The 12,585-nt window shown below is 70.6% G+C and carries 12 protein-coding genes; 10 read left to right on the top strand and 2 right to left on the bottom strand.

The features are described from left to right. Nucleotides 1-13 precede the first annotated feature (13 nt). From RCR19_RS14430 to hutH, 3 genes are all read left to right on the top strand, one after another. The gene (locus RCR19_RS14430; protein WP_331265529.1) at nt 14-820 is read left to right on the top strand and encodes an enoyl-CoA hydratase-related protein; all 807 of its coding nucleotides are present in this window, start codon (nt 14-16) and stop codon (nt 818-820) included. Nucleotides 821-923: 103 nt separating this feature from the next. Then, nucleotides 924-2,063 (top strand): diguanylate cyclase, encoded by a 1,140-nt coding sequence (locus RCR19_RS14425; RefSeq protein WP_331265528.1) that lies wholly within the window; start codon nt 924-926, stop codon nt 2,061-2,063. 83 nt (nt 2,064-2,146) lie between these two features. After that, on the top strand, nt 2,147-3,685 hold the full coding sequence (gene hutH / locus RCR19_RS14420; protein ID WP_331269436.1) for a histidine ammonia-lyase: 1,539 nt from the start codon (nt 2,147-2,149) through the stop codon (nt 3,683-3,685). Between the two features lie 149 nt (nt 3,686-3,834). On the opposite strand, the gene RCR19_RS14415 is transcribed toward hutH, so the two are convergent. After that, nucleotides 3,835-4,152: a hypothetical protein gene (locus RCR19_RS14415; protein ID WP_331265527.1), complete on the bottom strand. Its 318-nt coding sequence runs from the start codon at nt 4,150-4,152 to the stop codon at nt 3,835-3,837. Nucleotides 4,153-4,262: 110 nt separating this feature from the next. On the opposite strand from RCR19_RS14415, the gene RCR19_RS14410 reads away from it, so the two are divergent. From RCR19_RS14410 to RCR19_RS14395, 4 genes are all read left to right on the top strand, one after another. Next, nucleotides 4,263-4,616 carry a hypothetical protein gene (locus RCR19_RS14410; protein WP_079050486.1) on the top strand — a complete coding sequence of 118 codons (354 nt, stop codon included), beginning with the start codon at nt 4,263-4,265 and terminating at the stop codon, nt 4,614-4,616. A gap of 236 nt (nt 4,617-4,852) precedes the next feature. Further along, nucleotides 4,853-6,100: an Ig-like domain-containing protein gene (locus tag RCR19_RS14405; protein WP_331265526.1), complete on the top strand. Its 1,248-nt coding sequence runs from the start codon at nt 4,853-4,855 to the stop codon at nt 6,098-6,100. A gap of 199 nt (nt 6,101-6,299) precedes the next feature. Next, nucleotides 6,300-7,790, top strand: coding sequence for an ABC transporter permease (locus RCR19_RS14400; protein WP_331265525.1), 1,491 nt, complete (start codon nt 6,300-6,302; stop codon nt 7,788-7,790). 83 nt (nt 7,791-7,873) lie between these two features. Then, nucleotides 7,874-8,557 carry an ABC transporter ATP-binding protein gene (locus RCR19_RS14395; protein WP_331265524.1) on the top strand — a complete coding sequence of 228 codons (684 nt, stop codon included), beginning with the start codon at nt 7,874-7,876 and terminating at the stop codon, nt 8,555-8,557. A 114-nt stretch (nt 8,558-8,671) separates the two neighbouring features. On the opposite strand, the gene RCR19_RS14390 is transcribed toward RCR19_RS14395, so the two are convergent. After that, nucleotides 8,672-9,595, bottom strand: coding sequence for a helix-turn-helix transcriptional regulator (locus RCR19_RS14390; protein ID WP_331265523.1), 924 nt, complete (start codon nt 9,593-9,595; stop codon nt 8,672-8,674). 167 nt (nt 9,596-9,762) lie between these two features. Between RCR19_RS14390 and RCR19_RS14385 the strand changes: the two genes are divergently transcribed. The 3 genes from RCR19_RS14385 to RCR19_RS14375 all read left to right on the top strand — a co-directional run bounded on the left by RCR19_RS14385 (nt 9,763) and on the right by RCR19_RS14375 (nt 12,482). Beyond that, a complete protein-coding gene (locus tag RCR19_RS14385; protein ID WP_331265522.1) occupies nt 9,763-10,803 on the top strand; it encodes an NAD(P)-dependent alcohol dehydrogenase in 1,041 nt (346 codons plus the stop codon). Between the two features lie 216 nt (nt 10,804-11,019). Then, nucleotides 11,020-11,406, top strand: a complete 387-nt coding sequence (locus tag RCR19_RS14380) for a VOC family protein (protein ID WP_331265521.1) — start codon at nt 11,020-11,022, stop codon at nt 11,404-11,406. A gap of 641 nt (nt 11,407-12,047) precedes the next feature. Further along, a complete protein-coding gene (locus RCR19_RS14375; RefSeq protein WP_331265520.1) occupies nt 12,048-12,482 on the top strand; it encodes a hypothetical protein in 435 nt (144 codons plus the stop codon). Nucleotides 12,483-12,585: the final 103 nt, after the last annotated feature.

Raw genomic sequence — 12,585 nt, 5'->3', positions numbered from 1 at the left:
CCGGGAGGGTGTCATGACGGAGCAGGGGGACGAACGGCGGTTCGGCGAGTACGTCGTCGTGCGGCGGCACGGGTATGTCGCGGAGCTGGCGCTCGACCGGCCGAAGGCGATGAACGCGGTGTCCACCGAGATGGCGCGTTCGATCGCGGCTGCGTGCGCCCGTCTAGCCGCCGACAGGGACGCCCGGGTGACGGTGCTGACGTCGACGCACGAGCGGGCGTTCTGCGTGGGCGCCGACCTCAAGGAGCGCAACTCCTTCACGGACGCCGACCTGGTCCGCCAGCGTCCGGTCGCACGCGGCGCCTACACCGGCGTCCTCGAACTGCCGATGCCGACGGTCGCCGCCGTGCACGGCTTCGCGCTGGGCGGCGGCTTCGAGCTGGCGCTGTCCTGCGATCTGATCGTGGCGGACACCACCGCGGTGGTCGGACTGCCCGAGGTGTCCGTCGGGGTGATCCCGGGCGGCGGCGGGACCCAGCTGCTGCCCCGCCGGGTGGGCGCGGCACGGGCCGCTGAGCTGATCTTCACGGCGCGGCGCCTGGAGGCGGCCGAGGCCCGCGACCTCGGTCTGGTCGACGAGCTCGTGGCGGAGGGCCGGGACCGGGAGGAGGCGCTTGCCTTCGCCGCCCGTATCGCGGCGAACTCCCCGGTGGGCCTGCGTGCCGCGAAGCGCGCCCTGCGCCTTGGGCACGGCCTCGACCTGCGGGCCGGGCTCGAGGTGGAGGACGCGGCGTGGCGGTCCGTGGCGTTCTCCGGAGACCGTGCCGAAGGGGTGGCCGCCTTCAACGAGAAGCGCAGCCCGCAGTGGCCGGGCGAGTAGCCGCCGGGCACCGGTGGCGCCCATGCCGATGAGCGGTCCGTGCGGGCACCCCCATCGCCCCACCGATGTCTCATATTGTCCTGATCGTCCCTAGCCTGGATGCGTGGCTGAGGACAGTCGGCTGACAGCCGTGGTGGCGCTGGCGCAGGGGATGGCGGCGGCGCACAACCCGCGGGAGTCCTGGCGGGCCGCCGCGCTCGGCGCGTGCCGGGCCCTCGCCGGGAGCTTCGCCGCGCTCTCCGTCTGGGAGCGTGAGCGCGGGCGGCTGCGCGTCCTTGTCAATGTGGGCGAGCGGGCGGTCGAGGAGGAGGAGTTCCCGGAGCAGGAGACCTATCCCGTGCACCAGTTCCCGGAGATCACGGAGTTCCTGCACGAGCGGTGGGCGGGCGGTGGTGGGCCGACCGCCTGGGTGGAGACCTCGCAGGGCCCGGCCGCGGGACACGCGGGCTACTGCCATCAGCGGGTCGCCGCCCTGCGCCGGCGCGGGCGCGGCTGCTGCGTCGTCGCTCCCGTGCTGCTGCACGGCCGCGCCTGGGGTGAGCTGTATGTCGCCCGCAAGGCCGGCGCTCCCGTCTTCGACGGCGCCGACGCGGACTTCGCCACCGTCCTCGCCTCGGTGGTCGCGGCCGGTATCGCGCAGACCGAGCGTCTGGAGGAGGTCCGCCGGCTCGCCTTCACCGACGCCCTCACCGGTCTCGCCAACCGTCGTGCCGTCGACGTCCGCCTCGAGGAGGCGATCGAGCGGTATCGCGAGGACGGGGTCGTGGTCTCGCTGCTCGTCTGCGATCTGAACGGCCTCAAGCGGGTCAACGACACCCGTGGGCACGCCGTCGGCGACCGGCTGCTGGAACGCTTCGGCTCGGTCCTGTCCCTGTGCGGCGCGATGCTGCCGGGTGCCCTCGTCGCCCGTCTCGGCGGCGACGAGTTCTGTCTCCTCGCGGTCGGCCCGACGGCCGACGAGGTGGTCCGGGTCGCGGACGAGGTGTGCCGCCGTGCCGCCCAGCTGGAGCTGGGGGACGGAGTCGCCTGCGGGGTCGCCTCGACCCAGGACCCGATCGGTACCGTGCGCTCGGCCCGCCGGCTCTTCCGGCTCGCGGACGCGGCCCAGTACCGCGCCAAGGCCGTGCGCGCGGCGAAACCCGTGGTCGCGGGGCGTGAGGGCGCGGACGACCCGGTCGTACGCCTGGCGGACGCGCCGCCGCCCGCCGGCGGCGAGCGCCGCCGGTTCCGCGGACGCCACTGAGAGTGCCGGACGGCGGTAAGGGGTCAACCGGCCATCCAGTAGTGACATCATAGAATTCACTGCGTACGCTCCTGAATATGGATATGCACACAGTGGTGGTCGGGACGGCCGGGGTCACCGTGTCCGACGTTCTCGCCGTGGCGCGCGCGGACGCCCGGATCGAGCTCTCCCAGGAGGCCGTGGCCGCCCTCTCGGCGGCCCGCGGGATCGTGGACGCGCTGGCGGCGAAGCCGGAACCCGTGTACGGGGTCAGCACCGGGTTCGGTGCGCTGGCCACCCGGCACATCAGCGAGGAGCTGCGCGTACAGCTGCAGCGCAACATCGTCCGCTCGCACGCGGCCGGCATCGGGCCGCGGGTGGAGCGCGAGGTGGTGCGCGCCCTGATGTTCCTGCGGCTGAAGACCGTCTGCTCCGGGCACACCGGCGTCCGCCCCGAGGTGGCGCAGACCATGGCCGACGTGCTCAACGCCGGGATCACCCCGGTCGTGCACGAGTACGGCTCGCTCGGCTGCTCCGGCGACCTGGCCCCGCTGTCCCACTGTGCGCTGACGCTCCTGGGCGAGGGCGAGGCGGAGGGCCCCGACGGTGTGGTGCGGCCGGCCGCCGAACTCCTCGCCGAGCACGGCATCGCCCCCGTCGAACTGCACGAGAAGGAGGGCCTCGCCCTCCTCAACGGCACCGACGGCATGCTCGGCATGCTGATCATGGCGCTCGCGGACCTCGACAGGCTGTACAAGTCGGCCGACGTCACGGCCGCGCTGTCGATGGAGGCGCTCCTCGGCACGGACAAGGTGCTCGCGCCCGAGTTGCACGCCATCCGCCCGCACCCCGGTCAGGGGGCGTCGGCCGCCAACATGCTCGCGGTGCTGAAGGGTTCGGGCCTGACGGGCCATCACCAGGACGACGCACCGCGCGTCCAGGACGCCTATTCGGTGCGGTGCGCCCCCCAGGTCGCGGGCGCCGGCCGGGACACGCTGGCACACGCCCGCCTGGTCGCCGAGCGCGAACTGGCCTCCGCGGTCGACAATCCGGTGGTGCTCGCGGACGGCCGCGTCGAGTCGAACGGCAACTTCCACGGCGCCCCGGTGGCCTATGTCCTGGACTTCCTCGCGATCGCGGCGGCGGACCTGGCCTCGATCGCCGAGCGCCGCACCGACCGCCTGCTCGACAAGAACCGTTCGCACGGCCTCCCGCCGTTCCTCGCGGACGACCCGGGCGTCGACTCCGGTCTGATGATCGCCCAGTACACGCAGGCGGCGCTGGTGAGCGAGATGAAGCGGCTGGCCGTTCCGGCCTCGGCCGACTCGATCCCGTCCTCCGCGATGCAGGAGGACCACGTCTCCATGGGCTGGTCGGCCGCGCGCAAGCTGCGCACCGCGGTGGACAACCTCACCCGGGTTCTGGCGATCGAGCTGTACGCGGCGACACGGGCCGTCGAACTGCGCGAGGGACTGACCCCGGCCCCCGCCACCCGGGCGGCGATCACCGCCCTGCGTGAGGCGGGCGCCGAGGGTCCCGGCCCGGACCGCTTCCTGGCTCCCGACCTGGCGGCCGCGGACGCCTTCGTGCGGGACGGGCGGCTGGTCGCCTCGGTGGAGGCGGTCGCCGGGGCGCTGCAGTAGCCCGGGAGCCGGTCGGTCGCATGCGGGGCCCTACCGCCCGGTGGGGCCCCCACGCATGCGACCGACCGGCCCGATCGGGCCCGGATCACGAGCTGCGGCGGCCGAGTCGTCCCCGCCGGACGTCGTCCGGCGGGGAAGCGCCGAGCGACTCAGAGGTCCAGCCGTTCCCGGCGCACCGAGTACGCGACGAACCCCGCGCCCAGGCACAGGAAGAGGGTGCCCCCGATCACGTACGGCGTGGTGTTCACGGCTCCCGTGTCGGCCAGCTGGGTGCCGGCCGCCGTGGCGTCCTCGCCCGAGTCCGTCTGCGTGGACGTGTTCAGGGACACCGAGGTCCGGTCTCTTGATGTGTCCTGCGTCGCGTTGGCGGACGGGACGAACCACAGGGCCCCCAGCAGGGTCCCGGCGGCGGTGGCGGTCAGCAACGTCCGGCGAGTGGTGGACGTCGATCGACGTGCGGCGGACACGAAATACCGATCCCCCTGTGGCGCTTGCGAATTGGCCGTGTAGGGCGATGCTAGTGAAAGGCGCGGGTCGCGGGAAAGTCGCGCCCCCTCAGGGCCGTACGCTGCCCGCCATGAGCACTTCTGAGACATCACGCTTTGTGCGCCTTCGCGTCGATCTGATCCTCGAGGTCCAGGACGCCGACACCGTCACCAAGGCCGCCCTGCGCCGGATCGAGGATGACGCCGATATGCCCGACGGTGAGCGCGCCTACACCGAGAGCGCAGTGACGGAGGACACAGCCGAGGCCCTCGCCTACCTGGTCGATCCGTCCGCCCTGGTCAGCGACGTGCCCGGGGTGGAACTCGCCCAGGCCTCCTGGAGCAGTGAGGAAATCGACTACGACGCGGACTCGCCGGACTGGGTCCTCGGCGAGGATGATGAAACGGATGGCGAAGAGGACGACGAGGAGGTCGGACTCCGCTGACGTGTCTTGGGGAAATCGTGACCCCGGGCGGCAACCGGCGCCCGGGGTTCCGTCGTCTTCAGTGACGTTCCCAGGCGTCCCGCACGACGCGGGCACCCCCCCAGTACCGTTGCACCGACGTGGCGTGGCCCACACATCCGCCGGATGTGGAACGGGGGCGGCCGGTCGTACCGTTGATGATTCTTACGGGAACTCAAGGGGTTTTGGGAATTACGGCAACGATGGAGAAGCGTGTGATGACGAACAGTAAGCGGAAGGGTCTTGCGACCGCGTCCGCACTGCTCGGCGGAATGCTCGTGCTCACCGCGTGCAGCGGAGGCAGCGAGGCGGCCGGCGACAAGGGTGGCGACTCCACCTCGCAGGCCAAGGTCGACGAGGCGGCCGCCCAGAAGGCCTCCGAGGCGGAGATCACGATCACACCGTCGGACGGGTCCGACAACGCCTCCATCAACAACGCGGCCAAGGTGACGGTCGCCAAGGGCACCCTCTCCAACGTCACCATGACCACGGAGTCGGGCACCGCCGTCTCCGGGCAGATATCCGCGGACAAGAAGAGCTGGGCGCCCAGCGGCCAGCTGGAGCGGGCGACCACCTACAAGGTCACCGCGACCGCCGAGGACTCCCAGGGCCGTGACGCGCACGAGAACGCCTCGTTCACGACCGTCGCCCCGGACCACTCCTTCATAGGCAATTTCACGCCTGAGAACGGTTCGACCGTCGGCGTCGGCATGCCGGTCTCGATCAACTTCGACAAGGCGATCTCGAACAAGGCCGCCGTGCAGAAGGGGATCACCGTCGCCTCCAGCAGCGGGCAGCAGGTCGTCGGGCACTGGTTCAACGCCAACCGGCTCGACTTCCGCCCCGAGCAGTACTGGAAGGAAGGCTCCACCGTCACCCTGAAGCTCAACCTCGACGGCGTCGAGGGCGCGAGCGGCGTGTACGGCGTGCAGCAGAAGACGGTCACCTTCAAGATCGGCCGCAACCAGGTCTCGTACGTCGACGCGAAGACCAAGCAGATGAAGATCACCCAGAACGGCAAGGTCGTCAAGACCGTCCCGATCTCCGCCGGTGCGCCCGACCACACCACCTACCAGGGGCAGATGGTGATCTCCGAGAAGTTCACCCAGACCCGGATGAACGGTGCGACGGTCGGCTTCAAGGACTCGGACGGCAAGGGCGAGTACGACATCAAGGACGTGCCGCACGCCATGCGCCTGACCACGTCGGGCACCTTCATCCACGGCAACTACTGGGGCGCGCCCTCCGTCTTCGGCAGCGTCAACACCAGCCACGGCTGTGTGGGCCTCCAGGACAAGAAGGGCGCGAACGACCCCAACACCCCGGCCGCGTGGTTCTACGAGCACTCGATGATCGGCGACGTCGTGGTCGTCAGCAACACCGGTGACAGGACCGTGTCGCCCGACAACGGCCTCAACGGCTGGAACATGAGCTGGTCCCAGTGGACGGCGGGCTCCGCGGCCTGACGCCGAACGGCCCTGCCGGCACCACCACTTCACCGAGGCGCCCGCCACCCCCGCAGAGGGGCGGCGGGCGCCTCCGTCGTCTCCACGAGTCGCCCCGGATCTCCCGGCAGCGGGACCGCGGCCGGGGCGGCGCGGTCTTTTCATCGTTCTCTTATGTCCGGCTTATGGGTTCATCAGGGTGCGTCCCTAGCTTGCGGCCATGTTCTTCACCTACCTGAGGCGCGAACTGCGCCGCCGCAGAAAGGCGGCCCTCGTCGTCGCCTCCGGGCTTGCGCTGGGCATCGCTCTGGTCATCGTGGTCAACTCCGTGTCCTCCGGCATGGGGAAGGCACAGGACAAGGTCCTGCAGTCGCTGTACGGTCTCGGCACCGACATGACGGTGACGAAGGCGGCGGCTGCCCCGTCGAGCGGCTCGCAGGGGCCGCGCTTCAACTTCGACGCACGCAACAACGGCTCCAGCGACACGCAGAGCAGTGACCGTGTCATGGTCCAGGGATTCCAGACCCTGGCCGACAGCACGGTCTCCAAGGTCGGCTCGCAGAGCGGGGTCTCGGACGCGGTGGGCGGACTGAGCCTGCGCGTCATCAAGATCAGCGGCCAGTTCACCCAGGGCCAGTTCAAGCAGTTCCAGAACGGCGGTGGGCAGCGCGGCCGGGGCGGTGCCACCGGAGGGCCCCAGGGCCGCGTCGAGGGCGGCGGTGCCAACTTCGACGTCAACAACTACTCCCTCTACGGCACCGACGTCACCAAGCCCGCCCTGGGCCCGCTGACCTCGTCGAAGATCACCAGCGGCCGTACGTTCAAGACCTCCGAGACGGACGCCAAGGTCGTCGTCGCGGACTCGGCGTACGCCAAGGAGAAGAAGCTCAAGGTCGGAAGCACCGTCACCGTCAAGGACGTCAAGTACCAGGTGATCGGCATCGCGACGGCCGACAGCGGTGACGCGGCGGCCAACCTCTACCTCCCGCTGAAGCAGGCCCAGACCCTCGCCGACTCCAAGGACAAGGTCACCACGATCTACGTCAAGGCGACCGACTCCCAGCAGATCGCGGCCGTCAAGAAGACGATCCAGAAGAACATCTCCGGGACGACCGTCACCACCTCCTCGGACCTCGCCTCCACGGTCTCCGGCTCGTTGTCCACCGCCTCCAGCCTCGCCACGAGCGTGGGCAAGTGGCTCTCCATCGCGGTGCTCGTGGCCGCGTTCCTGGTCGCCGGTCTCCTCACCTCCTCCGCCGTCTCCCGCCGGGTGCGCGAGTTCGGCACGCTCAAGGCGCTGGGCTGGAAGTCGGGCCGGGTGACCCGGCAGGTGGTCGGCGAGGCCGTCGTCATCGGCCTGGTCGGCGGTGTCCTCGGTATCGCGCTCGGCCTCGCGGGCGCCTACGTCGTGAGCGCCATCAGCCCGACGCTGCAGGCCCAGCTCGGTGGTGGCGGCGGGGGCGGCGCCTTCGGCGGTGGCGGCGGTGGTGGCGGCGGCTTCGGTGGTGGCGGCGGTGCCGGCGGCTTCGGCGGCGGTCCCGGCCGTCAGACCGCCAAGACCTTGGAAGTCGCCCTCACGGCGCCGGTCAGCGCCACCACCATCGTCCTCGCGGTCGCCCTGGCGGTGGCCGGCGGTCTGATCGCCGGTGCCTTCGGCGGCTGGCGCGCCTCACGGCTGCGTCCGGCGGACGCCCTGCGCCGCGTCGAGTAGCACCCGCCCCGCAGACCTCGCGCGGCCCGGGGCCCGCCCGACACGGCAGACCCCGGCCCCATCCCATCCCAGGAGTTGCACCCATGTACGAACTCAGAGGCGTCACCAAGCGCTACACGCGGGGCAAGGAGACCATCCTCGCCCTGGACGGCGTCGACCTCGCCATCGGCGACGGCGACCGGCTGGTCATCCAGGGCCCCACCGGAGGCGGCAAGTCCACGCTGCTGCAGATGCTCGGCGGACTGGACAAGCCGTCCGCCGGCAGTGTCGAACTCGACGGCGTCGACCTCGCCAAGCTGTCCGAGGCCCGGCTCACCAAGGTGCGCAGCGAGAACATCGGCTTCGTCTTCCAGTCCTTCAACCTGATCCCGACGCTCACCGCCCAGGAGAACGTGGAGACCGCCCTCGTGCCGCTCGGGGTGAAGGCCAAGGAGCGGCGCGAACGGGCCGCCGATGCGCTGCGGTCCGTCGGTCTCGGCGAGCGGCTCGGGCACCTGCCGGGCGAGATGTCGGGCGGTCAGCAGCAGCGCGTGGCGATCGCCCGCGCGCTGGTGAAGCAGCCGAAGGTGCTGCTCGCCGACGAACCCACGGGAAACCTCGACGAGTCGATGCGGGACGAGATCATGGACGTGCTCGAGCGCATGTGGAAGGAGCACGGGCTGACGTTCATCATGGTCACCCACGACTCGTCCATCGCGAAGAAGGCCCCGCGCCTCGTGACCATCCGCAAGGGGCGGATCACGGTCAAGGAGAACGCAGCACGGTAGAGCGCACGGGCCCCGATGCGTCGTACCCCACGGATCCGAGGCACCGATCGACCCCCCGGCGCATTGCGTGCTCCGGGGGGTCGACGTCCCGAGGGGCGGGGCCGGTACCGCGGGTCAGTGGCCGGGCGCGGTCGTGGCCGCCCGGGTCGCGTCCGTCCCCCAGCTCGCCAGCAGGCGCAGGGCCTCCGCCGACGCAGATCCGGGCTCGGCGTGATAGGTCACCATCGACAGCTCACCGTCGCTCGGCGGTCGGAACGACTCGAACTGCAACTCGAGATCGCCCACCAGCGGGTGTCTCAGCTGCTTGAGTCCGTGGCTCTTCTCCTTGACGTCGTGCGTCGCCCACAGCCGCCGGAACTCCTCGCTCTTCACCGACAGCTCCCCGACGAGCGCCGACAGCCGCGGATCGTCGGGATAGCACCCCGCCTCGTACCGCAGCTGGCACACGATGTCGATCGCCTTCTGCTCCCAGTCCACGAACAGGTCGTGGTACTCCGGCTGAAGGAAAACCATGCGCGCCCAGTTCCGTTCCTGCTGGGGCAACCGGGACCAGTCCCCGAAGACGGCCGCGGCCATCCGGTTCCACGCCAGGACCTCCGCGCGGCGCCCGACGACGTAGGCGGGGACACCGTCGAAGGTGTCCAGCAGCTGACGCAGCGAGGAGCGCACCTGCTGCGACCGTGCCGAGGGCTTCTTCTTGTGCGCCTTGGGCTTGGCGAGGTGCGTCAGATGCGCGTGCTCCGCGTCGCTCAGCCGCAGTGCGCGGGCGATGGCGTCGAGTACCTCCGCCGACACGTTCCGTCCGTTGCCCTGCTCCAGACGCGTGTAGTACGCCACCGAGACCCCGGCCAGCTGCGCCAGCTCCTCGCGCCGCAGCCCCGGCACCCGCCGGTGCCGGCCGAAGTCCGGCAGGCCCACGTCCTCGGGCTTGAGCCGGGCCCGCCGGGTGCGCAGGAACTCGCTGAGCTCCGCACGCCGGTCCAGGGCCTGTCCGGCCCCCGCGATGGGCCCCTGCACGGAGCCGGGCGTCACGTCCATACGTCCAGTATTCCTGGTCGTACGCCCATGAGCCTGACCCCCTCGGTGGTACGAACGGCCGACGTACACAAAGCCGTGGCCTGGGTGGGGCCGGTGCCCTCCGGCAGGCTGAACACCGTGCCCGGTGGAAGGCAGCCGGGCACGCGACCCTCAAGGAGAAATCCGGCATGACCACCGTTGCTGCGTACGCCGCACCCGCCGCCAAGGCCCCGCTCGAGCGCACCACCATCGAGCGCCGCGAGGTCGGCGAGTTCGACGTACTGATCGACATCAAGTTCGCCGGCATCTGCCACTCGGACATCCACCAGGCCCGTGAGGGCTGGGGCGACGCGATCTTCCCGATGGTTCCGGGGCACGAGATCGCGGGCATCGTCTCCGCGGTCGGTTCCGGCGTGACCAAGTTCAAGGTCGGGGACCGGGTGGGCGTCGGCTGCATGGTCGACTCCTGCCGCGAGTGCGAGAACTGCCGGGCGGGCCTCGAGCAGTACTGTCTGAAGGGCAATGTCGGCACGTACAACGCCCTCGACAAGAACGGCGAGCCCACCTACGGCGGCTACTCCGAGAAGATCGTCGTCGACGAGAACTTCACCGTGCGCATCCCCGACGGTCTCTCCCTCGACGTGGCCGCCCCGCTGCTGTGCGCCGGGATCACCACGTACTCGCCGCTCCGGCACTGGAACGCGGGCCCCGGCAAGAAGGTCGCCGTCCTCGGCATGGGCGGCCTGGGGCACATGGCCGTCAAGATCGCCCACGCCATGGGCGCCGAGGTGACGGTGCTCTCCCAGTCCCTGCGCAAGAAGGACGACGGGCTGAAGCTGGGTGCCGACCACTACCACGCCACCAGCGACCCGACGACCTTCGAGCAGCTGCGCGGCTCGTTCGACCTGATCGTCTCGACCGTGTCGGCGCCGCTGGACTTCGGCGCCTTCCTCTCGCTGCTGAGGCCGGACGGCGCGCTGGTGAACGTGGGTGCGCCCGAGGAGCCGATCTCGTTCAACCTGTTCTCGCTGATCTCGGGCCGCAAGACCCTCGCCGGTTCCGCCATCGGCGGCATCCGCGAGACCCAGGAGATGCTGGACTTCTGCGCCGAGCACGGCATCGGCGCCGAGATCGAGCTGATCGGCGCGTCCGAGATCAACGACGCGTACGAGCGGGTACTGAGCAGCGATGTCCGGTACCGGTTCGTGATCGACACGGCCACCATCTGAGGAATCGGTGATCACGGCGTGAGGCGGCCCCGCGGCCGCCTCACGCCGTACAGTCGCGTCCCGCACGCTCATGTCATGGGCATGCCCGACGGTCTCCGACGGCCCGGGTCTCGGTCGCGGGTCGGAGCGGGACAGGACCAGAGACCGATGTTTTCGGCCGTGCGGCCGCCTAGCGTGAGAAGTGGTCCTGGCACCGAGGGGGAAGGAGGCCCGACCATGGCGGTCGAACTCAACCACACGATCGTCGCCGCCCACGACAAGACGGCATCCGCACGGTTCCTCGCGGATCTGCTGGGTCTGCAGGTGGAACCGCAGTACGGCCCGTTCACGCCGGTGCAGATGCCGAACGGCGTGACACTGGACTTCATGGACTCCGACGATTCGATCACTCCGCAGCACTATGCGTTCCTGGTCTCCGAGGACGACTTCGACGCGATCTTCGGCCGGGTCCGGGACGCGGGCCTGACGTACTGGGCGGACCCGCACCACAACCGTCCCGGAGAGATCAACCACAACGACGGCGGCCGCGGGGCGTACTTCGACGACCCGAACGGACACAACCTGGAGATCCTCACCAGGCCCTACGGGAGCGGCGAGGACTGATTCCCGGCCGCGGTCCCGGCCTGGCTGCCGCGCGACCGCTGGGCGCACCGGTCGACCCTCGGCGCGGATGTCCGCGAGCGCGCGTGCGACGCCGGCCCCGCGCGGCGCGGAGTGATCTCGCCGGCGTCGTCGATCAGGCCTGCCGGCGCTCCGGAGTGTCCTCCGAGGTCTCCGTGAACTCCCGTGCAGAGAGCGGAAGTTGCCGCCCGCACGGAGTTCCGTCGGGCTGCCGTGGGTGGCGGGCGGTCCGGGGTGACGCACGGGCCGCCGTACCTCGACCGGTGCAACGCGGACCCGGCGCCGACACGGGCCGCCACGGGTCGCTGCCCGGAGCCGCCGCGCCGGGCCGGCTCACTGTGCCGCGGAGGTCGTCACCCGGGTGGCGGGCGGTGCGGGGGCGACACGCCCGGCCTTCCGAAAGCCACTCCCATGGGCGACCGCGGACCCCGGGAGCGGCCCGGGCCAGCGAAACCGTGCGGTGTGCGCGTCCGCGCCCCTCGACCGGCGTGTCCCCCGCCGGGCGCCCATCGGATTGCGGTCGGGGCGGCGCCAACTTAGCTTCAGCTCGTCGGACTTCTCCCGACAAAGCCAACATAGATTTATATGTCGGCTTCCCCCATGATGCCGCGAATGGAGCATTCATGTCGGTGATGACCGGAACCCAGCCCATGCAGCAGATCGGCTCGCAGCAGCCGATCACGCAGATCGTCCAGCAGTCGATCCAGCAGGCCTGTCAGCAGGCGAGCCAGCAGATCGCCCAGCGCATGCAGCACCAGCTGCAGCAGATCCAGCAGGTCCAGCAGCAGCTCCAGCAGCAGGGCATGGCCCAGCAGGCGCACCCCTACCTCGCTCTTGCGCTGCACCACACGCTGCACGCGGGCATCCGGCAGGCCGTGGAGCAGTCCGTGCAGCAGGCGCTGCCCACCGCCATCGTGGCCCTGCTGCAGCAGAGCCAGCAGAGCCAGCAGGGCATGCAGCAGTGGGGCGGCCAGCAGTCGTTCGGTCAGTCGTTCCCGCAGTACCAGCAGCCCGGCTTCGGTTACGGCCAGATGGGTCAGCCCTTCGGTATCGGCTGACCCCTGGCGGCGCGCGATGCGGTGTGCCACGGGACCGGTTCCCGGGCACACCGCATCACCGTGGAAGCGCGAGCCGCCCGTCGCCGGATCAGGAGCAAGGACG

This window comes from Streptomyces sp. WAC07094, assembly GCF_036320405.1.
Lineage (GTDB): Bacteria > Actinomycetota > Actinomycetes > Streptomycetales > Streptomycetaceae > Streptomyces > Streptomyces lannensis.
The sequence above is the reverse complement of the archived record's forward strand: the minus strand, read 5'-3'. Positions and strand labels throughout refer to the sequence as shown.

Excerpts from the sequence above, each read along its gene's own strand:
- RCR19_RS14410 (WP_079050486.1), top strand. The coding sequence starts at position 4,263 with ATGAGCACTTCTGAGACATCACGCTTTGTGCGCCTTCGCGTCGATCTG.
- hutH (WP_331269436.1), top strand. The coding sequence starts at position 2,147 with ATGCACACAGTGGTGGTCGGGACGGCCGGGGTCACCGTGTCCGACGTT.
- RCR19_RS14375 (WP_331265520.1), top strand. The coding sequence starts at position 12,048 with ATGTCGGTGATGACCGGAACCCAGCCCATGCAGCAGATCGGCTCGCAG.
- RCR19_RS14390 (WP_331265523.1), bottom strand. The coding sequence starts at position 9,595 with ATGGACGTGACGCCCGGCTCCGTGCAGGGGCCCATCGCGGGGGCCGGA.
- RCR19_RS14385 (WP_331265522.1), top strand. The coding sequence starts at position 9,763 with ATGACCACCGTTGCTGCGTACGCCGCACCCGCCGCCAAGGCCCCGCTC.
- RCR19_RS14430 (WP_331265529.1), top strand. The coding sequence starts at position 14 with ATGACGGAGCAGGGGGACGAACGGCGGTTCGGCGAGTACGTCGTCGTG.
- RCR19_RS14395 (WP_331265524.1), top strand. The coding sequence starts at position 7,874 with ATGTACGAACTCAGAGGCGTCACCAAGCGCTACACGCGGGGCAAGGAG.
- RCR19_RS14405 (WP_331265526.1), top strand. The coding sequence starts at position 4,853 with ATGACGAACAGTAAGCGGAAGGGTCTTGCGACCGCGTCCGCACTGCTC.
- RCR19_RS14380 (WP_331265521.1), top strand. The coding sequence starts at position 11,020 with ATGGCGGTCGAACTCAACCACACGATCGTCGCCGCCCACGACAAGACG.
- RCR19_RS14400 (WP_331265525.1), top strand. The coding sequence starts at position 6,300 with ATGTTCTTCACCTACCTGAGGCGCGAACTGCGCCGCCGCAGAAAGGCG.